Here is a 24,438-nt window from a genome sequence, read left to right as displayed (position 1 = left end):
ACGTTGCACCATGGGGGGATGGATCGCAGCGAAGGAGCAGACGTGGTGGACGTCCGGGGCACGGTGGCGGACGGCTTCGAGGCGGTCGCGGACGCCTTCACGCGGGGCTTCGAACAGCGCGGCGAACGCGGGGCGGCCGTCGCCGTCTACCGCGACGGGCGCAAGGTCGTCGACCTGTGGGCCGGCACCCGGGACGTCGACGGGCACGAACCGTGGGCGGTCGACACCGCACAGGTCGTCCGCTCGGCGACCAAGGGCGTCGCCGCGGCCGTCGTCCTGCTGCTCCACCAGCGCGGCCAGATCGACCTGGACGCACCGGTGGGCACCTACTGGCCCGAGTTCAAGGCGGCCGGCAAGGAGCGGGTTCTCGTACGCCACCTGCTCTCCCACCGCGCCGGTGTGCCGGTGCTGGACCGTCCGCTCACGCCGGCGGAGGCGGCGGACGGCGTCAGCGGTCCGGCCGCGCTGGCCGCGCAGGCACCCGCATGGGAGCCCGGCACCGAGCACGGCTACCACGCGCACACCTACAGCTGGCTCCTCGGCGAACTGGTACGCCGCGTCACCGGGCGCACCCTGGGCCGTTGGGTCGCGGAGGAGATCGCTCGCCCCCTCGGCCTCGACCTGTGGATAGGGCTGCCCTCCGAGGAGGCCCACCGGGTGGGGCGGCTCGGGCAGATCGCGGAGCCGCCGACCGCCGCGGGCGGCGGCCTCAAGCTGCGGCCCAAGCGTGCCGTGGCAGAGGCCTACCGCGACCCGGCATCGCTGACCCGGCGCGCCTTCGAGGCCGTCGACCCGCTCCCCGACGAGAACGACCCGGCCTATCGCGCCGCCGAACTCCCCGCCTCCGGCGGCATATCCACGGCCCGCGCGCTCGCCCGCTTCTACGCCGCGACCATCGGAGAGGTCGACGGCGGGCCCCGGCTCTTCGCACCGGCCACGCTCACCCTCGCCCGCACCGAGGAGTCAGCCGGGCCCGACCGGGTGCTGGTCGTGCCCACCCGCTTCGGACTCGGTTTCATGCTGCACGGCCCCGCGTCACCGCTGCTCGGCCCCGGCTCCTTCGGCCACCCCGGCCGTGGAGGGTCCCTCGGCTTCGCCGACCCGGAGTCGGGTGTCGCACTCGGCTACACAACCAACGGCATGCGCAAGGGCGTTACCGCCGATCCCCGTGCCCAGGCGCTGATCCGGGCGGTACGTTCGGCCCTATGACACGTTTCGAGGGCTACGGCGCACTGATCACGGGCGGGGCACGGGGCATCGGCGAGGCCACGGCACGGCGGCTGGCGTCCGAGGGCGCCAGGGTGCTGATCGCCGACATCGACACGGACGCGGCCGAGCGGACCGCGGCCACGATCGACGGCGCGGCCTTCGTCCGCTGCGACGTCGGCGAGCGGGAGTCGGTCCGGGCGGCCGTCGCGTACGCGGTGGAACACCTCGGATCCCTGGACGTACTGGTCAACAACGCGTTCTCGGCGTCCCGGCACGAAGGGCCGCTCGAGGAACTGCCGGACGACGGCTGGCAGCAGGACCTCGACATCACGCTCACCGGCGCCCTGCGCTGCGCACGGGCCTCATGGCCGCACCTGGCCGCCCACGGGCGGGGCGCGATCGTCAACATCGGTTCCGTCAACGCCGAGCAGGACTTCGGCGGCCACGCCTACAGCGCGGCCAAGGCCGGTCTCGCGTCGCTGACCCGCACCCTCGCGGGCGAGGGCGCCGCGCGCGGCATCCGGGTCAACCAGGTCAACCCCGGCACGATCCGCACCCGTTCCTGGGAGGGCAGGGAGACGAGCCTCGAGGTCCTGAACGGTGTCTATCCGCTCGGCCGCGTCGGCGAGCCCGAGGACATCGCCGCGGCGGTCGCCTTCCTCGCCTCGCGCGACGCGGCATGGGTAACGGGCGCGACGCTCCCGGTCGACGGAGGGCTGCTGGCCGTCAACACCGGCTTCCGGCAGATGGTGGTGGAGGAGCGCTCGGGGGACCGGTGACGGGCAGGCCCCCGGCCGGCCCTGAGAATCGGACCGATGTCCGCCGACGGCGTCACGCGGTGCGCTCGCGGACGTCCACCAGGGTGCCGCCCGCGTGGGCGATCAGGGACTTGGGGTCGAGCGGGAAGACCGCGTGCGGGGTCCCGGCCGCCGCCCAGACCACGTCGTGGTCGAGCAGCCCCCGGTCGGCCAGCACCCGGGTACGGGTCCGGTGGCCGAACGGCGGCACGCCCCCGATCGCGTACCCGGTCGTCTCCCGCACCAGGTCGGCGCCGGCGCGCTTGACGGCCTCGGCGCCCAGCTCCTGCCGTACCCGCTCCACGTCGACACGGGACGCACCGTCCATCAGCACCAGCACCGGCGCGGAATCCGCCTCGAAGATCAGGGACTTGACGATCTCGCCGACGTCGCAGCCGATGGCCTCGGCGGCCTGCACGGCGGTCCGGGTGGCGTCCGGGAAGCGGCGCACGGGGACGTCGAGGCCGAGCTCGCGCAGGGCCTCGGCGAAACGGGGGTGCGCGCCGACGGTGTCGTGAGTGCTCATGGCCCGCACGCTAGCGGTAGCCGTACGGGCCGTGCGAGCGGTTTCACCCCTGGGCTCAGCGGGCGTTCAGCACCTGGGCGACGGCCGGTCCCGCCGCGTCACTGCCGTGTCCGCCGGCCTGCACGACCGCGGCGGCGGCCAGGTCGTCGGCGTACCCGGTGAACCAGCTGTTGGAGTCGCCCTGCCCGTCGACCTCGGCGGAGCCGGTCTTCGCGCCCTTGTCGCCGCCCACGGAGGCCATGGCCTCGGCGGCCGTGCCGCTCGTGGCGGTCGCGTTCATCATCTGGCGCAGCGCCCCGGCGATCGAGCCGGGCAGGCGTGTGGCCTCGGCGAGTTCGCGGCCGTCCAGGTCCTGCGGGACGATGACCGGCTGCTTGAAGGCGCCGTTCTTCGCGGTGGCGGCGATGGAGGCGACATTGAGGGCGTTCATCTGGATCCGCCCCTGGCCGATGTACGAGGCGGCGGTCTCCGAGCCCGTCGACTCCGGCACCTTGCCGTCGAAGGTCACGACACCCGTCTGCCAGTTGAGACCTATGCCGAAGTACTTGCGTGCGGTGTCGCCGAGCGCCGTGCCCGCGCCGTCGCCGAGCGGCTTGACCGGCTTGATGAAGGTGGTGTTGCAGGAGCGGGCGAAGGCCTGCTGGAAGGTGGCGCCGGTGAGCGAGAAGTCCTTGAGGTTGTGGAACACGCGCTCCCACGTGATGGTCGGCGGGCATACGACCGGCGAACCCGGGCCGCTCACCAGCCCTTTGTCCATCATCATCGCGGCCGTCACGATCTTCATCGTCGAGCCCGGCGCCTGGGCGCCCTGGAGTGCCGCGTTGAACTCCCCGGGCCGGGCGTTGGCGACCGCCTTGATCTCACCCGTGCTGGGCTGGATCGCCACGACGGACGCCGCGGAGTAGTTCTTCACGGCCTTCTCCGCGGCGGCCTGGACCTTCGCGTCGAGGGTCGTGCGCAGTGTGCCCGCCTTGCCCTTCGTCAGCGTGAGCAGCGTCCGGTCGGGCACGTCCGCCGTCGCGGAGGTGATGGCCAGCTCGATGCCGGGCGCGCCGCCGGCCTCGGCGCCGTACTTCTTGCGCAGCTGGTCCAGGACCGGCCCGAGCGAGGGGTACTGCTCTCTCGTCAGCGCGACGTTGTTGTCGTCGACCGCCTTGATCTGCGGGGCCGACGCCTCCGCCGTCACCAGTGAGGCGCCCTTCGTGAGCTTCGGGTGCACCACGGACGGCTGCCAGTCCACCAGCGCCTTCCCGGTCGTCAGCCCACGGACGACGGTGAGCTTCGAGGCGTACGACCAGGGCTTGCTCATACCCTCGTACGTCACCGTCGCGTCCACGGTGAACGGCACGGTCGCACCCGTCGGCCGGCCGGGCTTGATGACGGCATCGGTGACGTGCGCCTTCTCGCTGAACCCGGTCAGCAGCGGCTCCGCCTCGGCCCGGTTGTTGGTCAGCTGGGCCGCTTCGAGGCCCCTGCCCTCGGCCCAGGCGGCGAGGAAGTCCTTGGCCGTCTGCTCGATCTCGTCCGCGTCGGGCGGTCCGGTCCGTTTCTCCTCCGACCCGGCCTTGGTACTGGTACCGCTCCCATCGGAGCCGGTGAGCCCGGTGTACAGGTTGTAGCCCCCGTAGCCGACGCCGGTCGCGACGACCGCGAAGACGCCGCCGACGATGGCGACCTTTGCTCCACTGCGCATGACCGCAGCCCCCTCCCCAGAGTGCATGCACCTTGAACATGTTCAAAGGCATGAGTCGGTCCGCACTTTACGTGACAGGAGCGTCGGCGTCTGCGGTCGTTATCGGACCGGGACGCGACCGGGACGTGAAGGTTTGCCGACCGGAATTCCCGCGCCGCAGCGCTGCCGGCCCCCGGCCGTGCCGGTCGAACCGGGCGGGAACGGGCGGCGTCCCTCCCTCCATGGGAACCCTCGCCTACTGGACACGTCAGCTGCTCCGCTTCGGGCTGCTCCAGCTGCGCTGCTGCGCCTTCGCCGTGGCCCTGATCGGCGGCATCGCCGTCTCCGCCGTGCTGCCGCAGCTCCCGGTCGCGCGCTACGACCTGCTGCTGGCCTACGGCGTCGGGCTGGCGGTGCTCGCGAGGAAGGTGGGCTGGGACAGCGCCCGGGACACGGCGGTGATCGCCGCGTGCCATCTGATCGGGCTGCTCTTCGAGCTGGTCAAGGTGCGGATGGGCTCGTGGAGTTACCCGGAGGACGCGGTGGCCAAGGTCGCGGGCGTCCCGCTGTACGGCGGTTTCCTGTACGCGGCCGTGGGCAGCTACGTCTGCCGCGCCTGGCACCTGTTCGACCTGCGCCTGGGCGGCTACCGGCACCGGGCCATGACGGTGCTGGCCGGCGCTGTCTACCTGAACTTCTTCACCCACCACTGGCTGCCGGACGCCCGCTGGATACTGGCGGCGCTGGTGCTGTGCGCGACCGCGGGCACCCGGGTGCGGTTCCGGGTGGGGGAGCAGGACCACCGGATGCCGCTGGCCCTGTCCTTCGTGCTGATCGGCTTCTTCCTGTGGATCGCCGAAAACATCTCCACCTATGCGGGCGCCTGGAGCTACCCGGACCAGCTGGCGGGCTGGCAGCCGGTCTCGGTGACCAAGTTCGGGGCGTGGGCGCTGCTGATCTCCGTGACCTTCGTCCTGGTGGCCGGGTCCCGCGCCGGCCGCCGGCCGCGCCCCGCCCAGTGAGCCCGGGTGCGGCTCCCCGCGGGGCGGCCGGCGGGGCGGGGGCGGTTCAGGAGAGCCAGTCGGTGTAGCGGGTGGGGGCGAGGCGGGCGTTCTTTTCGGTGAGGACGTCACCCTTGACGGCGGCGAACATGCCGGCCGTGGGGTCGGTGACGACGGTACGGCCGTCGGAGTTGTGGGACAGGGTGATCCGGCCCAGCTCGTCCAGGGGGAAGACGTCGGGGCCGGCGATGTTACGGATGCCATTCAGCGGGGTCCCCGCGGCGACTTCGGCCACCGCCTCGGCCACGTCCTCGGCGGCGATGGGCTGGATCGGTGTGGCGGGCAGCCGCACGGTGTCGCCGTCGGCGGTCCAGGACAGGACCGCGTCGACGAACTCCATGAACTGTGTCGCGCGCACGATCGAGTAGGGGATGGGCCCGGCCGTGAGGATGTCCTCCTGGAGCGCCTTGGCCCGGTAGTAGTCCAGCTCCGGCACCTGGTCCACGCCGACGATGGAGAGGATGACGAAGTGACGGACGCCGGCCTGCTCGCCCGCGGTCAGGAGGTTCTCCATCGATGTCCGGAAGAAGGCCGGTGAGGCCTCGTCGAAGGTCGGGGAGTTCGTCAGGTTGACGATGACGTCGGCCCCCGCCACCGCCTCGTCCAGTCCCTGGCCGCTGATGACGTCGACTCCGGTGGACTGCGCGTGGGGTACCGCCTCGTGGCCGGCGGCGTTCAGCTTCTTGACGACCTGTGACCCGATCAGACCGGTACCGCCGATGACTGCGACCTTCATGACATGCCCTTCGCCGGGAGGTATGTCCGCAATATGGCATACGCCCCGCCGGGGCGCGGCGTGAGCCGAACTCGGACATCTTGTATCCGGGATACTACTCGGACAAGTTATGTCCGAGTCAAGAGCGGCTCGATTAGAGTGATCGGGTGAAGATGTCCGGTGGAGTCGAGTGGGCCCTGCACTGCTGCGTCGTGCTCACGGCGACCCAGGAGCCTGTCCCGGCGGTCCGGCTGGCGGAGCTGCACGACGTGTCGGCCAGCTATCTGGCCAAGCAGCTGCAGGCGCTCTCGCGCGCCGGGCTGGTGCGTTCCGTGCAGGGCAAGGCGGGCGGCTACGTGCTCACGCGGGAACCCGCCTCGATCACCGTGCTCGATGTGGTCGAAGCGGTCGACGGCCCCGGCCGGGCCTTCACCTGCACCGAGATCCGCCAGCGGGGTCCGCTGGCCACTCCCGCCGAGTCGTGCACCGTGCCCTGCACGATCGCCCGCGCGATGGCCGGGGCGGACGAGGCCTGGCGCGCGGCGTTGCGGGCCGTCTCGATCGCCGATCTGGTCCGCGGTGTCGACTCGGACTACGGCCCCGCCGCGCTGGCCGGGATCAGGGCGTGGCTGACCGGGCCGGACGCCTGAGCGCGGCTGCACCCAGGTGTCCAGCCACATCCGGTTGCGCCACTCGTCGACCGGGATCGGGGTGCCCGTGCAGATGGGCCAGAAATGCGAACTATCGGCGGGGCGGTCGCTGAGGTCTGCTGCGGTCGGCGTGGACAGCGCTGCCCCTCACCGCCTTAGGAGTTCGATTTCGGCACTGCACAGAGCGTCGAGAGCTTGGACGCAGGCGACCCTCCGATCCGTAGGGCCTCCTCCATCCGCTGCTGTCCGGCCACGTTGATGTCAGTTGTGGATGCCATGGCGCCTGGCTGCCGCCTGGCCATCCAGCGAACGGCGTAACTCTCAGTGAGCTGAGGCTGTGGTGGAACTGGCAGAGTTCGAACAGTTCGGGTCCATGGCGAGCCACATACGGTTCAACATCATATTGAGCGTCATTCCGCTGGCGGGAGTAGGCCGACGGTCGGCCTATCAGGAGGATTTAGTCCATCAACGATGCATCGCCGCGCGGATGAGTGACGGCCAGCCAGCTTATTGGTCATACATTCTTGATGCGTATCGGTCGGTTCCGGCGACATCACCCAGATGAATCGAAACGGGCGTTGTGTGTCTGCTTAATATGCCGCCGACAGGCGAGGCGATTCCGTTCGACGAGGAACGTCGGACGTCACCACCCCCACAGGAGTTGGCTCCTCGATGACACTGAATATTTCCGATGCGCCGCATCGGCGCACAATGACGGCTTGGATCGCCGGGGTACTCACCCTGCTGGTCGCCTTTGCCGTAGTCGCAGTGACGCCTACACGGGCGAATGCAGCAACACCTGTAAATCTGGGTACCGCGGAAAGCTTCGCGGTACTGGCCGGCGCGGAGGTCACGAACACCGGGCCCTCAGTGGTCACTGGAGATGTCGGAGTGCATCCGGGGACGTCCATCTCCGGATTCCCGCCCGGTACGGTCATCGGGACTATGCACTCCGGGGACACTGTGGCCCAACAAGCCAAGACCGACCTGGTCGCGGCGTACAACGACGCCGCCGGACAGGCATCGAATGGCGCACTTCCCCCGGATGCCGGTGGCTTGACGCTGGTTCCGGGCGTCTACACAGCCTCTTCCAGTCTCGGGCTCACCGGCACCCTCACCCTGGATGCCCAGGGCGACCCGAACGCGGTGTGGGTGTTCCAGGTCGGTTCGACGTTGACGACTGCGAGCAACAGCAGCGTGTCTCTCATCAACGGCGCATCGCCGTGCAATGTGTTCTGGCAGATCGGAAGCTCGGCCACCCTCGGCACCGGCACCACCTTCGTGGGCACGATCATGGCCAAGGCAGCGATCACCGTAACGACGGAAGCGACCATCGACGGCCGCGCGCTCGCCGAGGTTGAGGCTGTGACGCTGGACACCAACCGGATCACCAGGCCGGAGTGTGCGGGCACCACCACAACAACCACCGGTGACGCTGCGACGGGTGATGCTGCGACGGGTGATGCTGCGACGGGTGACGCTGCGACGGGTGATGCCGCGACGGGTGATGCCGCGACGGGTGACGCTGCGACGGGTGATGCCGCGACGGGTGACGCTGCGACGGGTGACGCTGCGACGGGTGATGCCGCGACGGGTGACGCTGCGACGGGTGACGCTGCGACGGGTGATGCCGCGACGGGTGATGCCGCGACGGGTGACGCTGCGACGGGTGATGCCGCGACGGGTGACGCTGCGACGGGTGATGCCGCGACGGGTGACGCTGCGACGGGTGACGCTGCGACGGGTGACGCTGCGACGGGTGATGCCGCGACCGGTGACGACGGCGGTCACGACCACGGCGGTTACCACCACGGTGGCTACGACTACGGCGGTTACCACCACGGTGGCTACGACTACGGCGGTTACCACCACGGCGGCTACGACTACGGCGGTTACCACCACGGCGGCTACCGCGACAGCGATACGGCGAGAAGCCTGGGCATCCCGGCAGTGCGAGGGCAAGCACAGGGTCCAGAAATGCATGTTCAACGCTGAGCGAGTCGTCCCCCGCCGATCGGCGCGACCAGTGGTTCGCGCGTGGGTCCTCTCGGCGTAGTGCGCGCACGAGTAGTCGACCCCACACGCGAGCGGGACGGATGGCGCGCGTCGGATCGTCGAGTCCGTCGCGCGCCGCCCGCGGAAGCAGGAGAAGCAGGAGAAGCAGGTGCGAGCAGTCGGGATGGGAAGGGCCGGGTGGGGGCCGTGCTGGGCGGCGTTGAGTCGACGAATGCGAAGGAATCGCGGCGGATCGACGCTGAGCCGACAGCACAGGACGGTGGCGGGGAACCGCGTATGACTCGTGACACTTCAGGGCCACCCCGGCTGCTGGCTGCGGGAACGGGAGCCGCGGTGGCCCTCTGCCTTGCAGTGGCTCTGGCCCATGTGCTCCTGGTGTTTCTGCACGTGGCGCCTCCGAATGCCGTCTCGAAGGCGTACAGCCGACAGATCGACGCCTGGGTCCGGCCCGTGTTCGAGCAGAACTGGCGGCTCTTCGCCCCGAATCCGCAGTCGGTTAACCGGCAGATTTCTGCGAGGACCAAGCGGACGGCGCCGGACGGCACCACACGGGTGAGCGGCTGGATCGATCTGACCGCCAGGGACAATTCCGCCGTCAAGCACAACGTCTTCCCGAGCCATACGGCACAGAACATGCTGCGCCAGGCTTGGAATTCCTACCTCAAGACGCACGGCGGCGACAACCAGCCGCGCTCCCACCGTGCTGTGATGATCGAGAAGTATCTGCGCAACATCGCAGCGGACCGTGTCGCCGACCAGCGTGGCGGCACCTTCGACTCCATCCAACTGCGGGTCATCACGCAGCCCATCCCCGCGCCCCGCGCAGCGGGTGGTTTCCGGCCGGCCGCTGCGGCATCCGCGAGTGCTGAAACCCGGTATCTGCCTTGGTGGAAGGTGTCCTCGCATGGAACGGACTGAGCAGGCACCGGTCGCAGCGCCCCCACGCGCCACCGAGCCGGCGGCCGTGCGGATGTCGCAGCGCGTACTCGCCCGGGTCCATGCGTTCCTCGTCCTCCTGACCGAGCGGCCGGTCTCCTTGTACGCGGCGGCGATGCTGCGCATCGGGTACGGCCTGCTCTATCTCGTTTTTCTGCTCCGCGAGTTTCCACACCGCGACGAGATCTGGGGCCCAGGTTCACCATGGACGCCCGCGCTGGCCAGGCAGATGTTCGACCAGAGCGGGTGGGTCAGTGTCCTCACCCTGTCCGACAGCCGGGTGTACTTCGAGGTCTGCTACGCCGTGGCTCTCGTCACGTGTGCGCTGTTCTTGTTGGGCTGGCGCACCCGGGCGATGTCCGTGCTGTTCGCGGTCGTGGTGGTGTCGTTCCACGCTAGGGCGATCTTCATGGCGGATGGCGGGGACAATCTCATGGTCCTCATGGCCGTCTACCTCGTCTTCACCGCGTGCGGCCGGCGTTGGTCCCTCGACGCGCGAAGGACCCGGCTCCAGGCGTCGGCGGGCAAGACGGCAGGCCGGCTCGGCGGCGGTCTCCGGCACCAGCTCGGTGACGCCCGCATCATCTTGATCACTGTGCTGCACAACTGCAGCATGTTCGTCATCGCCGCCCAGGTCTGCTTCCTCTACGGATGCGCGGGCCTGTACAAGGTGCAGGGCGTCAAGTGGGGCGATGGCACCGCCCTCCACTACGTCCTGAACATCGACCTGTTCCGGCCCTGGCCTGCGTTGTCCCAGATGATCGACGGTCATCACGTGCTGATTGCAGTCGTTGGCTATCTGACGGTGCTGGTGCAGGTCGCCTTTCCGTTTGTCCTGTTCGGCAGGCTCAAATACCCCGTCCTGGTCCTGCTGCTGGGCATGCACGTGAATATTGCGGTGGTCATGGGACTGCCGATCTTCTCCGGCGCGATGATCGTCGCGGACGCCGTGTTTCTGCCGGACCGCTTCTATCGCTCCCTGGGGCGACTGCGGTGGTGCACCCCCCGACCCACAGCTGTCACGGGAGCGGGAGCCTCACCCGGGCCGGAATCCGCCCTCGTACCACCGCAGCCGGACCGGCCGGCTGAGACCGACGTAGCATTCCACCGCGCAGCGGTCGGAATTCCGCCCCCGGGAGTTGGGTGACGATCCCGTTGAGAACGATACGCAGTGGCTGATGCAATCGCTCCCCGGTACCGCCTGCTTCTTCGTCGGTCCCCAGGGCGGCCGACTCCGCCGCAGCAATTTCCGGACGACTGGGTTGGGTCGCTCCGACTGAGGCACCGTAAGCCGTAAGGCAACGGCCCGGCCACTGGCGCCAAGGGTCCCGACCGTCAGCGCCTGACGGGCCATCAGGTATGTCGCTAGTCTCGATGCACCTACTGGCCGCCTGAGGAGTGCGTCATGACACCCGGCACACGTATGCCAGCACCGCCCGAAGGCTCCCCCCGGTTCGTCGCGGTGTACCCCAGCCGCGAGACCGGGTTGGAGGATCGTCGCCGAAGGGCCCGCGCGAGAGCCCGTGGAAGACGCCGTTAACGACATGATCGGGACGGTGCAGGCACGCGGGCATGCTCCACTGTCCGAGATCTGGGGCCCATCAGGCATGGGTGACGAATGGCAACACCTCGCCACGCTCGAACCCGGCCCTGGTGTGGCCGCGACAGCGGTGCCGGTCGAGCAACGACAGCGCAGCGCCCGTGAGGAACGACTCATTGACCGGCGTCACCAGGTACTGACTGCCGCACTCGCCCGCGCGGGGCTATCCACCACGCAGTCGGAAGATGACGCTGCCGTGGCAAGTCTCGTTGAAACGCTGGACGAGGACACGGTCCGGCGCCTGGCAGTGTGGCTTTCGCAGGCCAATCGCTAGGGCGCCGGTGGGCCGTCTGTGGGCCGTCAGAGGGCGACTCACGACACCCGGCTACCACCAACAACAACCAAGGCGGGCCCGACACCGAGAGGTGTCGTGCCCGCCTTGATCCCGGCTAGACCCAGGTGTCCAGCCACATCCGGTTGCGCCACTCGTCGACCGGGATCGGCGTGCCCGTGTAGATCGGCCAGAAGTAGATGAAGTTCCAGATGATCAGCAGCACCAGGACGCCCGCTCCGATCCCGCCGATCGCGCGGCGGCGTTCGTCGGAGCCCGGCGGGCCGAGGATCGCGCCGATCATCATGGCCACCGCCAGGCACAGGAACGGCACGAACACGACCGCGTAGAAGAGGAAGATCGTGCGCTCCTGGTAGTGCAGCCACGGCAGCCAGCCCGCCAGGATCGCGCACAGGATCGCGCCCGCGCGCCAGTCGCGGCGGAAGAGCCAGCGCCAGGCGATGTAGCAGATCGCGAAGCACGCGGCCCACCACAGGAGAGGGGTGCCGAGGGCCAGGACCTCGGAGGCGCACTTGTCGACCGCGTCCTTCGGGCAGCCGTCGACACCGGGCTTCGGGTCCTCGTAGTAGTACGAGACGGGCCGGCCGAGGACCAGCCAGCTCCAGGCGTTGGACTCGTAGGTGTGGCCGGACGTCAGGCCCACGTGGAAGTCGAAGACCTGGTTCTCGTAGTGCCAGAAGCTGCGCCACCAGTCGGGGAAGAGCCAGCTCCAGTCGCTGTCCTTGCCGCCGCCGGTGGAGGCCCAGTTGCGGTAGTACCCCTTGTCCGTGACCAGCCAGCCGGTCCAGGAGGCCATGTACGTCACGAAGGCGACCGGGACGGTCGAGACGAACGCCGGGACGAGGTCCTTCTTCAGGACGGCCAGGTACGGCTGGACCGCGCCCGCCGCGCGGCGGGCGCCCACGTCCCACAACACGGTCATCAGGCCGAACGCCGCCAGGATGAACAAGCCGTTCCACTTGGTGCCGGCCGCCAGACCGAGCATCACACCCGCCGTCAGACGCCACGGCCGCCAGCCGAGGCGCAGCGTCTCCGCGACCCGCGCGTCCGGCCGCAGCGTGCCGTCGTCGTCCGCGGGCAGCGCCGCCGCAAGCCGCAGCCGTGCCCGGTCGCGGTCGACGACCAGCGCCCCGAACGCCGCCAGCACGAAGAACATCAGCACCAGGTCGAGGAGCGCCGTGCGGCTCATCACGAAGTGCAGACCGTCCACCGCCAGCAGCAGACCGGCGAGGCAGCCGAGGAACGTCGAGCGGAACAGCCGCCGACCGATACGGCAGAGCATCAGCACCGAGAGCGTGCCGAGCACGGCGACCATGAACCGCCAGCCGAAGGGCGTGAAGTCGAACATCTTCTCGCCGAGGCCGATCACCCACTTGCCGACCGGCGGGTGCACCACGTACCCGGGGTCGGTGGGGATCGTGACCGCCGAGGGGTCGGCGAGGATCGACTTGTCGATGTCCTTGGGCCAGCTGCCCTCGTACCCCTGGTTGATCAGCGCCCAGGCGTCCTTGGCGTAGTAGGTCTCGTCGAATATCACCGCGTGGGGCCGCCCCAGGTTCCAGAACCGCAGCACCCCCGCGACCATGGCCACCAGCAGCGGCCCGCCCCACGCGGCGACGCGCAGCAGCGGCCCGACGGCACTCGGCGGGATGCCGAACACCGCCCACACCTGCCGTGAAGGCCGGACGTACGGCGGCACCAGGCGGTCCCGCAGCCCGATCACTGGCCGGGGCGTGTAGCCGAACCGGCGCAGCCGGTGCTCCCAGCCGGGCGGCTGCTGGTCGGCGTCGTCCTTGCCCCGCAGGGGCTGTGGCGCGGTACTGGTCACCGCGCCATCGTAAGGAACACGGCTGCGCCATCGGTGCTCGCCGTCCTGGGAGGATGGCGTGTGTGACTGGAACGCTGGTACTCGCAGGGACCCCCATCGGCGACGTGGCGGACGCACCGCCCCGGCTCGCCGCCGAACTCGAGGGCGCCGACATCGTCGCCGCCGAGGACACCCGGCGGCTTCGCCGGCTCACCCAGGCACTGGGCGTGCACACCCGGGGGAGGGTCGTCTCCTACTTCGAGGGCAACGAGGCTGCCCGGACGCCCGAGCTGGTGGAGGCGCTGGCCGGCGGGTCGAGGGTGCTGCTGGTGACCGACGCGGGCATGCCGTCCGTGTCCGACCCCGGCTACCGGCTTGTCGCCGCCGCAGTGGAGCAGAACATCAAGGTCACCGCGGTGCCCGGCCCGTCGGCCGTGCTGACCGCGCTCGCCCTGTCGGGGCTGCCCGTGGACCGCTTCTGCTTCGAGGGCTTCCTGCCGCGCAAGGCGGGCGAGCGGCTCGGCAGGCTCCGCGAGGTCGAGCGTGAGCGCCGCACGCTCGTCTACTTCGAGGCCCCCCACCGGCTCGACGACACGCTCGCCGCGATGGCCGAGGTCTTCGGCCCCGACCGCAGGGCCGCCGTGTGCCGTGAGCTGACCAAGACGTACGAGGAAGTGAAGCGCGGCGGCCTCGGCGAACTGGCGGCCTGGGCCGCACAGGGCGTACGCGGAGAGATCACCGTCGTCGTCGAGGGCGCGCCGGAGACCGGGCCCGAGGAACTGGACGCCGCGGAACTGGTGGCGAGGGTGCGGGTGCGGGAAGAGGCCGGCGAGCGGCGCAAGGAGGCCATCGCGGCCGTCGCCGCCGAGGCGGGCCTTCCCAAACGCGAGGTGTTCGATGCGGTCGTGGAGGCAAAGAACGCGGCTCGACCGGCGTCGGGAGAAGGTAAAGGTCTATCGTGAAAAGCAAAGCGCGGACCGTGTCCCGCCCTCCTGTGTATGGATAATCCAAAGGCTTCACAATCAATCGACAGGAACTGATGCGCTCCCGCCCGAAAAGGCGTCCACTGGACCCAGGTGGAGAGGAGCTGGCATGAGCGAGACCACAGGCACCGCCAAGGTCCACGAGGCGTATTCCTTTGCCTGCATGCGATGCGGGCACGGATGGGAACAGTCGTACGAAATCGAGCACCACACGGACCCGGCGGGCGCGGACTTCGTCGTCTACAAGGCGGACGGGCGGCGGGTCCCGTCGCCGTTGTCCAGCCCGACCTGCGGCAACTGCGGCGGACATGTCGTACGGATCATGCGCGCGGGACGGGTTTCCACGGTGCGGACCCTGATGGGGCTCACCGATACGGACCCCAACTCGCCTTGGTCCGTGTCCCCGGCGGGTCCGGTGGCCCCGGTGACGCCTCCTCCCACGTCCGCGCCGCCGCCGACGGGGGCGACCCTGGACCAGGCGACCGCGGGCGGGTCGACCATGGAGGGCCGCCGGGACGAGACGGAAGCCGCGCCTGAGGCCCGCCACTGGCACCTCTCCGATCTGCTGCACCCCTTCCACCACCGCAAATGAGCCGCCGGGCGCGACTTCCGTAGGATCGCGCCCATGAGTTCGAAATCCGCCCCGCCGCCGCTGCCCGAACCGCTCGGTGTCGCGGTCGCCGATTCGCACACCCACCTGGACATGCAGGAAGGCACGGTCGAGGAGGCCCTGGCCAGGGCCGCCGCGGTCGGTGTGACGACCGTGGTCCAGGTGGGCTGTGACATCAAGGGCTCCCGCTGGGCGGCGGAGACCGCCGCCGCGCACCGGGACGTGCACGCCGCGGTGGCCCTGCACCCCAATGAGGCGCCGCGTATCGTCCTGGGGGACCATGGGGGCACCTCCCAGCCCCCTGGGGCTGGGGGAGGCTGGTCGCGGCAGGGGGCGCGGGACGCGGGCGGGGACGCCGCGCTCGACGACGCGCTCGCCGAGATCGACCGACTGGCGGCCCTCGACGAGGTCAAGGCCGTCGGCGAGACCGGACTCGACCATTTCCGTACCGGGCCCGAGGGAATCGCCGCGCAGGAACGCTCGTTCCGCGCCCATGTCGAGATCGCGAAGCGGCACGGAAAAGCGCTCGTCATCCACGATCGCGACGCGCACGCGGATGTGCTGCGTATTCTGGCCGAGGAAGGCGCACCGGAACGCACGGTGTTCCACTGCTATTCCGGCGACGCCGAGATGGCGGAAGTCTGCGCGGCCGCCGGCTACTTCATGTCGTTCGCGGGCAATGTGACGTTCAAGAACGCCCAGCCGCTGCGCGACGCGCTCGCCGTGGCGCCCGCGGAACTCGTGCTCGTCGAGACGGACGCGCCCTTCCTCACGCCGGCGCCGTACCGCGGACGGCCCAACGCCCCTTATCTCATTCCCGTCACGCTCCGCGCGATGGCGGCGGTCAAGGGGATGGACGAGGACGCCCTGGCAGGGGCGATCGCGGCCAATACCGCGCGCGCATTCGGCTACTGACCGGATCGGGGGCGGGTCGCCCGCCCTCGCCACTCTGTGTGTACGCGTTGCTTTGGAGAGTGACCCCCACTCCGCTACTGTCCGTTGCCACTTGGCTGACCGGACCTTACGGAGCGTCGTGAGCGTGAGTAATTCGCAGGGCAGTCACCGCGCGTCGCGCGCCACGCGACGCGCGGATACGCGGCCGGCCGCGCCCGATGCGGCCGCGCCGCCGCCCGCCCCGCCGTACGGCGGTACGGTGCAGCAGCCCGCGGTCGTGGACACACGGCTCGCGGCGGCCTACGCGCCCACCGTGCCGTACGTGGCCCTGCGGGACGATGCCGGGAGCAGCGGCGCGTGGCACCGCCGGCACGCCATGGCCCAGGCGCCGACCGTGCCGTACCTGGACGTCATGGAGACCGGCCCCGCCCGGACGCCGCGGATGCCGCCCACGGCGGGAGACGCGGCGGGCGAGACCCGCCGGCGCGACGGGGGCGGGGACGACGTCCCGGGGCCCGGCAGCCCCGGCCCCCGGGCGGCACGGCGCGGGGCACGGCGCCGCCGGTCCGCGCAGCGGCCGGAGGCCCTGCGCCGCCTCGTCCCGCGGGCCCTCGTCGTCGCCTTCCTCGCCGGCGGCACGTCCGCCTTCGTCGCCGACGACAAGGTGGTCCGCCTCACCGTCGACGGCGTCCCGCGGACCATGCACACCTTCGCCGACGACGTACGCGAACTCCTCGACGAGGAGGGCCTGGACCTGCGTGCGCACGACGTCGTCGCCCCGGACGCCGGCGCGGCGCTCGACAGCGGGGACGAGATCACCGTCCGCTACGGCAGACCGCTCACGCTCACCCTCGACGGCCGCCGGATCCGCGTATGGACGACGGCCCGCACCGTGGAGGGCGCGCTGCGCGAATACGGGGTCCGCGCGGAGGGCGCGTACCTCTCCGTTCCGCGCTCCACCCCGATCCCGCGGACCGGCCTCACCATGGACGTGCGCACCGAGCGGGCCGTCACGTTCATGGCCGACGGACACGAACGCACCATCCGCACCAACGCCGCCACCGTGCGCGAGGCGCTCGCCGAGGCGGGGATCGAGCTGCGCGGCCGGGACACCACGTCCGTGGCGTTCGCCGGATTCCCGCGCGACGGCCAGACCGTCACCGTCATGCGGATCAGCGACGGCCGGCAGGTACAGGAGGAACCCATCGCCTTCGACGTGGTCAGGACCCGCGACCCCGCGCTGTTCGCCGGCACCGAGATCGTCGTACGGCAGGGCGAGCCGGGCGTGCGCCGGGTCACCTACGCCCTGCGGACGGTCAACGGCGTACGCCAGAAGCCGCGGCGGGTCGGAGAGGAAGTGGTGCGCGAACCCGTCGCCGAGCAGGTGCGGACCGGCACCCGGCAACTGCCGTCCTCCGTACGCGGCGCCGACGGCCTGAACTGGAGCGCGCTCGCCGCCTGCGAGTCGGGCGGACGGCCCGGCGCCGTCGACCCCTCCGGCACCTACGGCGGCCTGTACCAGCTGGACACCGCGACCTGGCGCTCGCTCGGCGGCAGCGGACGCCCCCAGGACGCGCCCGCCGAGGAGCAGACGTACCGGGCGAAGAAGCTCTATGTGCAGCGGGGGGCGAGTCCGTGGCCCCACTGCGGCCGTAGGCTGTATCGGTGAGCACCACTGATCCCGACGCACTCCTCGGCCCCGCCGACATCCGCGAGCTGGCCACCGCGCTGGGCGTACGTCCCACCAAACAGCGCGGCCAGAACTTCGTCATCGACGCCAACACGGTCCGCCGGATCGTCCGCACGGCCGAGGTGAAGCCCCACGACGTGGTCGTCGAGATCGGCCCCGGGCTCGGCTCGCTGACCCTCGGGCTGCTGGAGGCCGCCGACCGGGTCGTCGCCGTCGAGATCGACGACGTGCTCGCCGGCGCGCTGCCGTCGACGGTCGCGGCACGCCTGCCGGAGCGGGCCTCGCACTTCTCGCTGGTCCACTCGGACGCGATGCACGTGCGGGAACTGCCGGGACCGCCGCCGACCGCGCTCGTCGCGAACCTGCCGTACAACGTCGCCGTCCCGGTGCTCCTGCACATGCTCGACCGTTTTCCGACGATCGAGCGCACCCTGGTCATGGTCCAGGCCGAGGTCGCCGACCGGCTGGCCGCCCGGCCGGGGAACAAGGTGTACGGCGTCCCCTCGGTGAAGGCCAATTGGTACTGCGACGTCAAGCGCGCCGGCGCGATCGGCCGCAACGTCTTCTGGCCCGCGCCGAATGTGGACTCGGGGCTGGTGTCCCTGGTGCGGCGTCCCGCACCGGTCGCGACGACCGCTTCCAAGGCCGACGTCTTCGCCGTCGTCGACGCGGCCTTCGCACAGCGACGCAAGACCCTGCGGGCCGCGCTCGCGGGCTGGGCCGGTTCACCGGCCGCGGCGGAGGCCGCGCTCGTCGCGGCAGGCGTGTCGCCGCAGGCGCGGGGCGAGGCACTGACGGTGGAGGAGTTCGCACGGATCGCGGAGGCGAAGCAGTGAGTGTCACGGTACGGGTACCGGCCAAGGTCAACGTCCAGCTCGCGGTCGGCGGAGCCCGGCCCGACGGCTTCCACGACCTTGCCAACGTCTTCCTCGCGGTGGGGCTCCACGACGACGTGACGGTGCGCCCCGCCCCGTCGCTGACGATCACCTGCGCCGGGCCGGACGCCGAACAGGTGCCCCTGGACCGTACGAACCTGGCCGCCCGCGCCGCCGAACTGCTCGCGGCCCGCCACGGCATCGCACCCGATGTCCACATCCACATCGCCAAGGACATCCCCGTCGCCGGTGGCATGGCGGGCGGCAGCGCGGACGGCGCGGGCGCGCTGCTCGCGTGCGACACGCTGTGGGGCCTTCGGTCGTCCCGCGAGGAACTGCTCTCCATCTGCGCCGAGTTGGGCTCCGACGTGCCGTTCAGCCTGGTGGGCGGAGCGGCGCTCGGCACCGGGCGCGGCGAGCGGCTGACGGAGCTCGAGGTCGGCGGCAGCTTCTCCTGGGTGTTCGCGGTCGCGGACGGCGGACTCTCCACTCCCGCGGTGTACGGGGAGTTCGACCGGCTGAACGAGGGCGTGAGCGTGCCGGACCCGGTCGCCTCCCCGCCGCTGCTGGACGCTCTGCGCACGGGCGACGTCCTCGCGCTGGCGGACGCCGTCTCGAACGACCTCCAGCCCGCGGCCCTGTCCCTGCGCCCGTCCCTCGCGGACACGCTGGCCGTGGGCGCCGACGCGGGCGCGCTCGCCTCGCTCGTCTCGGGCTCGGGCCCGACGACGGCGTTCCTCGTCAAGGACGAGGACGCGGCGGAGGCGGTGGCGTCGGCGCTGCTCGCGTCGGGCACGTGCCGGGCTGCGCGGGTGGCGGGGGCGCCGGCGGCGGGCGCGAGGGTCGTCGCGGCCTGAGCCGCTGCGCGGGGCTGTTCCCCTCCCCGCCCCTTCACGAAACCGGGCTCCGCCCGGACCCGTACGGCCTTCGGCCGTGCCCTCGATCGCCGGGCGGGCTGCACAGCAGCCCCGCGGGGAGGGGGGCAAGCCCGCCGCAGGTGCCACCCGGTCGCGTACTCAGGCGCAGACCTGAGTACGAGCGCTCTCCCGCCGCCACGCACCGCCCGGCACCGTACCCCCATGGGAACAAGCGCTCGTGAGCTCGCCGCCGCCACCCCGGACACCCGCGACCGGTACGTCGACCTGCTGCGGGTCGCGTCGCTCGGGACCGTCGTCGGCGGGCACTGGCTGATGGCCGCCGTCACCGGCGACGGCGTCGGGAACCTGCTCGCCGTCGTGCCGGAGCTGCAACTGTTCACCTGGGCCCTCCAGGTCATGCCCGTCTTCTTCTTCGTCGGCGGCTTCTCGCACGCCCTCTCCTACCGGTCGCTGCGCCGTCTGCACCCGGACCGGTCCGTCTACTCCGTGTTCCTGCGCGCCCGGCTTCAGCGGCTGCTGCGGCCGACGATGGCGTTCGTCCTCGTCTGGGGCGCCGCAGCGCTCGTCGTGCAGCTGCTCGGCGGGGGCGGCGGGATGACGGGCGTCGCGCTGCGGCTCGTGACGCAGCCGCTGTGGTTCATCGGGATCTACCTCGCGATGGTCGCGTTCACGCCGCTGCTGCTGACGCTGCACGAGCGATGGGGCTGGGGCGCCTTCGGCGGGCTCGTCGGGGCGGCCGCCGCCGTCGACGGGCTGCGGTTCGCCGCGGGAGTCCCCTTCGTCGAGTTCCTGAACTTCGCCTTCGTCTGGCTCGCCGTCCACCAGCTGGGCTTCCTGCGTGCCGACGGCCGTATCCGGATGCCCGCCGCACTCGCGGCGACCGGTCTGGCCGGGGCCGCCGCGCTGGTCGCCGTCGGTCCCTATCCGCTCTCCATGGTCGGAATGCCCGGCGAGAAGATCTCGAACATGGCACCGCCGACGCTCGCCCTGCTGTTCCACGGGCTGTGGCTGGTCGGCGCGGTGGAGCTGCTGAAGGGCCCCGGTACACGGTTCGCGCGGCGGGCCCGGGTCTGGCAGGGGGTCGTGGCCGCCAACGGGATCGCCATGACCGCCTTCCTGTGGCACCTCACCGCGATGCTGGGCGTCTACGGGGCGGTGATCGCCGCCGGTCTGGCGCTGCCGGAGCCGGCGACGGCCGCTTGGTGGGCGCAGGTGCCGCTGCGCCTCGCCGCGGCGGCGGGGGTGACGGCGCTGCTGGTCGCCGCGTTCCGGCGCTTCGAGCGGCCCGCGCACCGGAGCGCCGCCCCGGTCTGCGGCACCGGGCCGGTCGCCGCCGCGGGGATCACGCTCTGCCTGTTCGGCATCCTCGGCCTGTCCATGGTCGGCTTCGGCGGGCTCCTCGAGGGCAGGACGGCGATGCTGGTCGCCGTGCATGTCAGCGCCCCCGCCGCCGTCGCCATGGCGCTCGGCGGCTGGCTGCTGGTGGAACGGGCCGGACGGGGCAGCCGCGCCTGACAAGTAGGCTGGGAGGTCGATCGTTCCCCCTGTCAGGAGAGAAATGGCCGTCAACCTGGTCAATGTCGAGGCAGTCAGCAAGGTGTACGGAACACGCGCCCTGCTCGACGGGGTCTCCCTCGGCGTCTCGGAGGGAGACCGTATCGGCGTCGTCGGCCGTAACGGCGACGGCAAGACCACCCTCATCCGGATGCTCGCCAAGCTGGAGGAGCCCGACACCGGCCGGGTCACCCAGAGCGGCGGGCTGCGGCTCGGCGTGCTCACGCAGCACGACTCGCTCGACCCGGAGGCGACCATCCGGCACGAGGTCATCGGCGACCTCGCGGACCACGAGTGGGCGGGCAACGCCAAGATCCGCGACGTGCTGACCGGGCTGTTCGACGGGCTCGACCTGTCCGGCTTCCCGCAGGGGCTCGACACCGTCATCGGCCCGCTGTCCGGCGGCGAGCGCCGCCGTATCGCGCTGGCCAAGCTGCTGATCGCCGAGCAGGATCTGATCGTCCTCGACGAGCCGACCAACCACCTCGACGTGGAGGGCATCGCCTGGCTGGCGCAGCACCTGAGGGCGCGGCGCTCCGCACTCGTGTGCGTCACCCACGACCGCTGGTTCCTCGACCAGGTCTGCACCCGGATGTGGGACGTGCAGCGCGGTGACGTGTACGAGTACGAGGGCGGCTACTCCGACTACGTCTTCGCCCGGGCCGAGCGCGAGCGCATCGCCGCGACCGAGGAGACCAAGCGGCAGAACCTGATGCGCAAGGAGCTGGCCTGGCTGCGGCGCGGTGCCCCCGCCCGTACGTCCAAGCCCCGCTACCGCATCGAGGCGGCGAACGAGCTGATCGCCGACGTGCCGCCGCCGCGTGACACGTCCGAGCTGATGAAGTTCGCCTCGGCCCGTCTCGGCAAGACGGTCTTCGACCTGGAGGACGTGACGGTCCAGGCCGGGCCCAAGGTGCTGCTGAAGCATCTGACCTGGCAGCTCGGCCCCGGCGACCGCGTCGGCCTGGTCGGTGTCAACGGCGCGGGCAAGACGTCGCTGCTGCGCACGCTCGCCGGGGCGGCCTTCTCCCAGGGCGAGGAGCAGCCGGTGGCGGGCCGGGTCGTCGTCGGCAGGACCGTACGGCTCGCCTACCTCTCGCAGGACGTCACCGAACTCCCGCCGGCGCTGCGTGTGCTGGAGGCGGTCCAGCAGATCCGTGACCGGGTGGATCTCGGCAAGGGCCGGGAGATGACCGCGGGCCAGCTGTGCGAGCAGTTCGGCTTCGGCAAGGAGAAGCAGTGGACGCCCGTCGGCGACCTCTCCGGCGGTGAGCGGCGCCGGCTCCAGCTGCTGCGGCTGCTGATGGACGAGCCGAACGTACTGTTCCTCGACGAGCCCACCAACGACCTCGACATCGAGACGCTGACCCAGCTGGAAGACGTTCTCGACGGCTGGCCCGGTTCGCTGGTGGTCATCTCGCACGACCGGTTCTTCCTCGAGCGGACCACGGACCGTACGTTCGCGCTGCTGGGCGACGGCACGCTGCGGATGCTGCCGCGCGGCATCGACGAGTACCTGGAGCGCAGGGCCAGGATGGTCGAGGCCGCCGTGCCGGCGACCCCGCCGCCTGCCGCCCGGGCGCCCGGGGCGGTCAAGGAGAAGTCGGCGGCCGACGCCCGGGCGGCGAAGAAGGAACTGCAGCGGATCGAGCGGCAGCTCGACAAGGTCTCCGACAAGGAGAGCAAGCTGCACGCGCAAATCGCCGAGAACGCAACGGACTTCGAGAAGGTGGCCAAACTGGACGCGGAGCTCCGTGAACTCGTCGGTGAGCGCGAAGAGTTGGAGATGCGGTGGCTCGAACTGGCGGAAGGCGCCTGACTCGAGCGCCCCGGCCGGCCCGTAGAGAAGCCGTGGGAGCGCGTAACAACCCCATCACGGCCCGGTCCTCCCTTGGGAACAGGGACGGACCGAGCCCGCTCCGCCTTCGTCACGGGTGATACAAAGAAGGCCCGCTCGACTGAGGTACAACAACGGGGTTCATGTCCGATTCACTCCTTCCGGTCGATGCGCTTGCCGGGGGAGCGGGGGAGTTCGTCCGGGCAGCAGACCGTACGAAGGGGGAAGCGCAAATGGGGCAGCCGCCGCGTGTTCCGCCGTGGCCGCAGGACCGGGGCGCTCCGCATCCGACCGGTCGTCCGCCGGCCGCCCCGCAGGGGCGGCACCCGCTGCCGCCGACCGTTCCGCAGCAACCCGCCGACCCGCCGTATCCGCCCCTGGACCAGGGTGTTCGGGGGCCCGGTGGCGGTGATGCCCAGGGCCTGCTCAAGGGCAGGACGGGGATCGTCGTCTCCGCGGTGACCGCCGCCGCCCTCGTCGTCGGCGGCGGCGCCTGGTTCGCGCTGAGCGACGGGGACGACGGCCGCAAGGCCGGCTTCGCGGCGTCGTCCGGCGCCACCACCGACACCACCGGCGGGCCCGGCGGCGAGAGCGCGGAGGAGGACCTCAACGCCCAGCGCAAGCCCGGCGAGGCCAAGGTCCTCTTCGTCACCAAGAACGACACGGACCTGCCGGGTGACGGCGCCTACGCCTTCGGGCCGTGGGTCGTGGGCGACACCGTCGTCAAGGCCATGTACCGGGAGGTCGCCGGCTACTCGGTGACCGACGGCACCAAGAAGTGGAGCGTGAAGCTCGACTCCGAGCTGTGCATGGCGGCGCCGCAGCACTCACCGGACGGCAAAATCGTCGTCGGCGTGATGGACGGTTACACCGAGAAGTCCGTCTGCGGCGACCTTCGGATGATCGACGCCAGGGCCGGCAAGGCGGGCTGGCGCAAGCCCGTACCCGAACAGCCGGCACCGCGCGGAGTCTCCGACTTCGTCCTCGCTCTCAGCGGCAGCACCGTCACCGTGTCCGGCTTCGACACCTCCTTCGGTTTCGGCGTCTCCGACGGCCGGCAGCTCTTCGGCAAGCCCGCCTCGGGCTGCGCCCGCTTCGGATTCGCCGGCGGCAGCAGGCTGATCGCGGCGGCGGAGTGCGTCCCGCAGGGCGACGAGGTCGTCGGACAGGAGCTCCAGGAGGTCGATCCGGCCACCGGAGCAGCCGGGTGGACCTACCGGCTGGAACCCGACTGGAAGGTCGACAAGGTTTTCTCGGTCGATCCCGTCGTCCTCTTCGCGCACAAGGAGGACCTGGAGGGCACGGTGACCGACCGCACGGTCCTGGCCCTCACGGACGACGGCAGGCTGCGCTCCCGCATCCCGTTCGGCGAGGACACCTTCGAGACGAAGTGCAGCAGCACCGGAGCGATCGAGCTCCTCGGGGACATCCAGGGATGGTGCGCGGGCGCCGCCGCGGACTCCTCCACCGCCTATCTGGCCACCGAGGGCACGACCACCAACGAGGTGGTGACCTTCGACCTGGACACCGGAAAGGCCACCGGACGGTCCTCGCCGGGGCCGGAGCGCACGATGCTGCCGATGCGGGCCGAGGACTGCACCGTCGTCCACCACATCGGGCCTTCTCCCTACGCCGGAGGCGCCGTCTCGACGATCGCGCCCGCGGGAGGTGAGCGGAAGGTGCTGCTCAAGCTCCCGAAGACGGACGCCGAGGGTTTCCACCAGGCACGAGCCGTCTACGCCGACGGCCGGCTCTTCCTCCTGGCTCCTCTGGTCAATTCGCTCAGGGACTCGGAGGAGCACGAAACGAACACCATGACGGCTTTCGGCAGATGAA

21 protein-coding genes are annotated in these 24,438 nt (G+C 70.9%); 17 read left to right on the top strand and 4 right to left on the bottom strand.

The window, feature by feature from the left end:
• Window positions 1-18 precede the first annotated feature (18 nt).
• Both OGH68_RS14645 and OGH68_RS14640 read left to right on the top strand, forming a co-directional pair.
• The gene (locus OGH68_RS14645) at window positions 19-1,209 is read left to right on the top strand and encodes a serine hydrolase domain-containing protein (protein WP_264244235.1); all 1,191 of its coding nucleotides are present in this window, start codon (window positions 19-21) and stop codon (window positions 1,207-1,209) included.
• Window positions 1,206-1,988: an SDR family NAD(P)-dependent oxidoreductase gene (locus OGH68_RS14640; RefSeq protein WP_264244232.1), complete on the top strand. Its 783-nt coding sequence runs from the start codon at window positions 1,206-1,208 to the stop codon at window positions 1,986-1,988. Before OGH68_RS14645 ends, OGH68_RS14640 begins: the two co-directional genes overlap by 4 nt.
• Before the next feature lie 52 nt (window positions 1,989-2,040).
• Here OGH68_RS14640 and OGH68_RS14635 read toward each other — a convergent pair whose 3' ends face one another.
• Both OGH68_RS14635 and OGH68_RS14630 read right to left on the bottom strand, forming a co-directional pair.
• On the bottom strand, window positions 2,041-2,532 hold the full coding sequence (locus OGH68_RS14635) for a YbaK/EbsC family protein (protein ID WP_264244229.1): 492 nt from the start codon (window positions 2,530-2,532) through the stop codon (window positions 2,041-2,043).
• Between the two features lie 55 nt (window positions 2,533-2,587).
• The gene (locus OGH68_RS14630) at window positions 2,588-4,225 is read right to left on the bottom strand and encodes a penicillin-binding transpeptidase domain-containing protein (protein WP_264244226.1); all 1,638 of its coding nucleotides are present in this window, start codon (window positions 4,223-4,225) and stop codon (window positions 2,588-2,590) included.
• Between the two features lie 221 nt (window positions 4,226-4,446).
• Here OGH68_RS14630 and OGH68_RS14625 point away from each other — a divergent pair, with 221 nt between their 5' ends.
• Window positions 4,447-5,226, top strand: a complete 780-nt coding sequence (locus tag OGH68_RS14625) for a DUF817 domain-containing protein (RefSeq protein WP_264244222.1) — start codon at window positions 4,447-4,449, stop codon at window positions 5,224-5,226.
• Window positions 5,227-5,272: 46 nt separating this feature from the next.
• Here OGH68_RS14625 and OGH68_RS14620 read toward each other — a convergent pair whose 3' ends face one another.
• Window positions 5,273-6,001, bottom strand: coding sequence for an SDR family oxidoreductase (locus OGH68_RS14620; protein WP_264244220.1), 729 nt, complete (start codon window positions 5,999-6,001; stop codon window positions 5,273-5,275).
• A gap of 152 nt (window positions 6,002-6,153) precedes the next feature.
• Between OGH68_RS14620 and OGH68_RS14615 the strand changes: the two genes are divergently transcribed.
• The 5 genes from OGH68_RS14615 (at window position 6,154) to OGH68_RS14595 (ending at window position 11,456) form a co-directional block, all read left to right on the top strand.
• A complete protein-coding gene (locus OGH68_RS14615) occupies window positions 6,154-6,630 on the top strand; it encodes an RrF2 family transcriptional regulator (protein WP_264250086.1) in 477 nt (158 codons plus the stop codon).
• A 672-nt stretch (window positions 6,631-7,302) separates the two neighbouring features.
• Window positions 7,303-8,625: an ice-binding family protein gene (locus tag OGH68_RS14610; RefSeq protein ID WP_264244219.1), complete on the top strand. Its 1,323-nt coding sequence runs from the start codon at window positions 7,303-7,305 to the stop codon at window positions 8,623-8,625.
• Between the two features lie 354 nt (window positions 8,626-8,979).
• Entirely contained in the window at window positions 8,980-9,564 is a 585-nt protein-coding gene (locus OGH68_RS14605) for a DUF5819 family protein (protein WP_319020206.1), read from the top strand.
• 52 nt (window positions 9,565-9,616) lie between these two features.
• Entirely contained in the window at window positions 9,617-10,729 is a 1,113-nt protein-coding gene (locus tag OGH68_RS14600; RefSeq protein WP_264250085.1) for an HTTM domain-containing protein, read from the top strand.
• A 376-nt stretch (window positions 10,730-11,105) separates the two neighbouring features.
• A complete protein-coding gene (locus tag OGH68_RS14595; protein WP_264244216.1) occupies window positions 11,106-11,456 on the top strand; it encodes a hypothetical protein in 351 nt (116 codons plus the stop codon).
• 115 nt (window positions 11,457-11,571) lie between these two features.
• Here OGH68_RS14595 and OGH68_RS14590 read toward each other — a convergent pair whose 3' ends face one another.
• A complete protein-coding gene (locus OGH68_RS14590) occupies window positions 11,572-13,302 on the bottom strand; it encodes a dolichyl-phosphate-mannose--protein mannosyltransferase (RefSeq protein WP_264244214.1) in 1,731 nt (576 codons plus the stop codon).
• Between the two features lie 53 nt (window positions 13,303-13,355).
• On the opposite strand from OGH68_RS14590, the gene rsmI reads away from it, so the two are divergent.
• The 9 genes from rsmI (at window position 13,356) to OGH68_RS14545 (ending at window position 24,437) form a co-directional block, all read left to right on the top strand.
• On the top strand, window positions 13,356-14,243 hold the full coding sequence (gene rsmI, locus OGH68_RS14585; RefSeq protein WP_264244212.1) for a 16S rRNA (cytidine(1402)-2'-O)-methyltransferase: 888 nt from the start codon (window positions 13,356-13,358) through the stop codon (window positions 14,241-14,243).
• A gap of 130 nt (window positions 14,244-14,373) precedes the next feature.
• Entirely contained in the window at window positions 14,374-14,856 is a 483-nt protein-coding gene (locus OGH68_RS14580; protein WP_264244210.1) for a hypothetical protein, read from the top strand.
• Between the two features lie 33 nt (window positions 14,857-14,889).
• On the top strand, window positions 14,890-15,789 hold the full coding sequence (locus OGH68_RS14575) for a TatD family hydrolase (protein WP_264244208.1): 900 nt from the start codon (window positions 14,890-14,892) through the stop codon (window positions 15,787-15,789).
• 355 nt (window positions 15,790-16,144) lie between these two features.
• Window positions 16,145-17,437: a resuscitation-promoting factor gene (locus OGH68_RS14570; protein WP_264250084.1), complete on the top strand. Its 1,293-nt coding sequence runs from the start codon at window positions 16,145-16,147 to the stop codon at window positions 17,435-17,437.
• Window positions 17,434-18,294, top strand: coding sequence for a 16S rRNA (adenine(1518)-N(6)/adenine(1519)-N(6))-dimethyltransferase RsmA (rsmA, locus tag OGH68_RS14565; protein WP_264244205.1), 861 nt, complete (start codon window positions 17,434-17,436; stop codon window positions 18,292-18,294). Before OGH68_RS14570 ends, rsmA begins: the two co-directional genes overlap by 4 nt.
• Window positions 18,291-19,190: a 4-(cytidine 5'-diphospho)-2-C-methyl-D-erythritol kinase gene (locus OGH68_RS14560; protein ID WP_264244203.1), complete on the top strand. Its 900-nt coding sequence runs from the start codon at window positions 18,291-18,293 to the stop codon at window positions 19,188-19,190. The genes rsmA and OGH68_RS14560 overlap by 4 nt, the downstream gene beginning before the upstream one ends.
• Window positions 19,191-19,412: 222 nt before the next feature.
• Complete coding sequence (locus OGH68_RS14555; RefSeq protein WP_264244200.1) at window positions 19,413-20,726, top strand: acyltransferase family protein; 1,314 nt, start codon at window positions 19,413-19,415, stop codon at window positions 20,724-20,726.
• Window positions 20,727-20,769: 43 nt separating this feature from the next.
• On the top strand, window positions 20,770-22,584 hold the full coding sequence (locus OGH68_RS14550; protein ID WP_264244199.1) for an ABC-F family ATP-binding cassette domain-containing protein: 1,815 nt from the start codon (window positions 20,770-20,772) through the stop codon (window positions 22,582-22,584).
• Window positions 22,585-22,835: 251 nt separating this feature from the next.
• Window positions 22,836-24,437, top strand: coding sequence for a PQQ-binding-like beta-propeller repeat protein (locus OGH68_RS14545; protein ID WP_264244197.1), 1,602 nt, complete (start codon window positions 22,836-22,838; stop codon window positions 24,435-24,437).
• Window position 24,438: the final 1 nt, after the last annotated feature.

It is taken from the genome of Streptomyces peucetius (genome assembly GCF_025854275.1).
In the GTDB taxonomy this organism is placed as follows: Bacteria; Actinomycetota; Actinomycetes; order Streptomycetales; family Streptomycetaceae; genus Streptomyces; species Streptomyces peucetius_A.
Note: the sequence above shows the minus strand (reverse complement) of the source record. Positions and strands in the feature narration are given on the sequence as shown.

Bases quoted from the DNA above. Each gene is read 5' to 3' on its own strand.
- OGH68_RS14645 (WP_264244235.1), top strand. From the start codon at position 19: ATGGATCGCAGCGAAGGAGCAGACGTGGTGGACGTCCGGGGCACGGTG.
- OGH68_RS14640 (WP_264244232.1), top strand. From the start codon at position 1,206: ATGACACGTTTCGAGGGCTACGGCGCACTGATCACGGGCGGGGCACGG.
- OGH68_RS14635 (WP_264244229.1), bottom strand. From the start codon at position 2,532: ATGAGCACTCACGACACCGTCGGCGCGCACCCCCGTTTCGCCGAGGCC.
- OGH68_RS14630 (WP_264244226.1), bottom strand. From the start codon at position 4,225: ATGCGCAGTGGAGCAAAGGTCGCCATCGTCGGCGGCGTCTTCGCGGTC.
- OGH68_RS14625 (WP_264244222.1), top strand. From the start codon at position 4,447: ATGGGAACCCTCGCCTACTGGACACGTCAGCTGCTCCGCTTCGGGCTG.
- OGH68_RS14620 (WP_264244220.1), bottom strand. From the start codon at position 6,001: ATGAAGGTCGCAGTCATCGGCGGTACCGGTCTGATCGGGTCACAGGTC.
- OGH68_RS14615 (WP_264250086.1), top strand. From the start codon at position 6,154: ATGTCCGGTGGAGTCGAGTGGGCCCTGCACTGCTGCGTCGTGCTCACG.
- OGH68_RS14610 (WP_264244219.1), top strand. From the start codon at position 7,303: ATGACACTGAATATTTCCGATGCGCCGCATCGGCGCACAATGACGGCT.
- OGH68_RS14600 (WP_264250085.1), top strand. From the start codon at position 9,617: ATGTCGCAGCGCGTACTCGCCCGGGTCCATGCGTTCCTCGTCCTCCTG.
- rsmI (WP_264244212.1), top strand. From the start codon at position 13,356: ATGGCGTGTGTGACTGGAACGCTGGTACTCGCAGGGACCCCCATCGGC.
- OGH68_RS14580 (WP_264244210.1), top strand. From the start codon at position 14,374: ATGAGCGAGACCACAGGCACCGCCAAGGTCCACGAGGCGTATTCCTTT.
- OGH68_RS14575 (WP_264244208.1), top strand. From the start codon at position 14,890: ATGAGTTCGAAATCCGCCCCGCCGCCGCTGCCCGAACCGCTCGGTGTC.
- OGH68_RS14570 (WP_264250084.1), top strand. From the start codon at position 16,145: ATGGCCCAGGCGCCGACCGTGCCGTACCTGGACGTCATGGAGACCGGC.
- OGH68_RS14555 (WP_264244200.1), top strand. From the start codon at position 19,413: ATGGGAACAAGCGCTCGTGAGCTCGCCGCCGCCACCCCGGACACCCGC.
- OGH68_RS14550 (WP_264244199.1), top strand. From the start codon at position 20,770: ATGGCCGTCAACCTGGTCAATGTCGAGGCAGTCAGCAAGGTGTACGGA.
- OGH68_RS14545 (WP_264244197.1), top strand. From the start codon at position 22,836: ATGGGGCAGCCGCCGCGTGTTCCGCCGTGGCCGCAGGACCGGGGCGCT.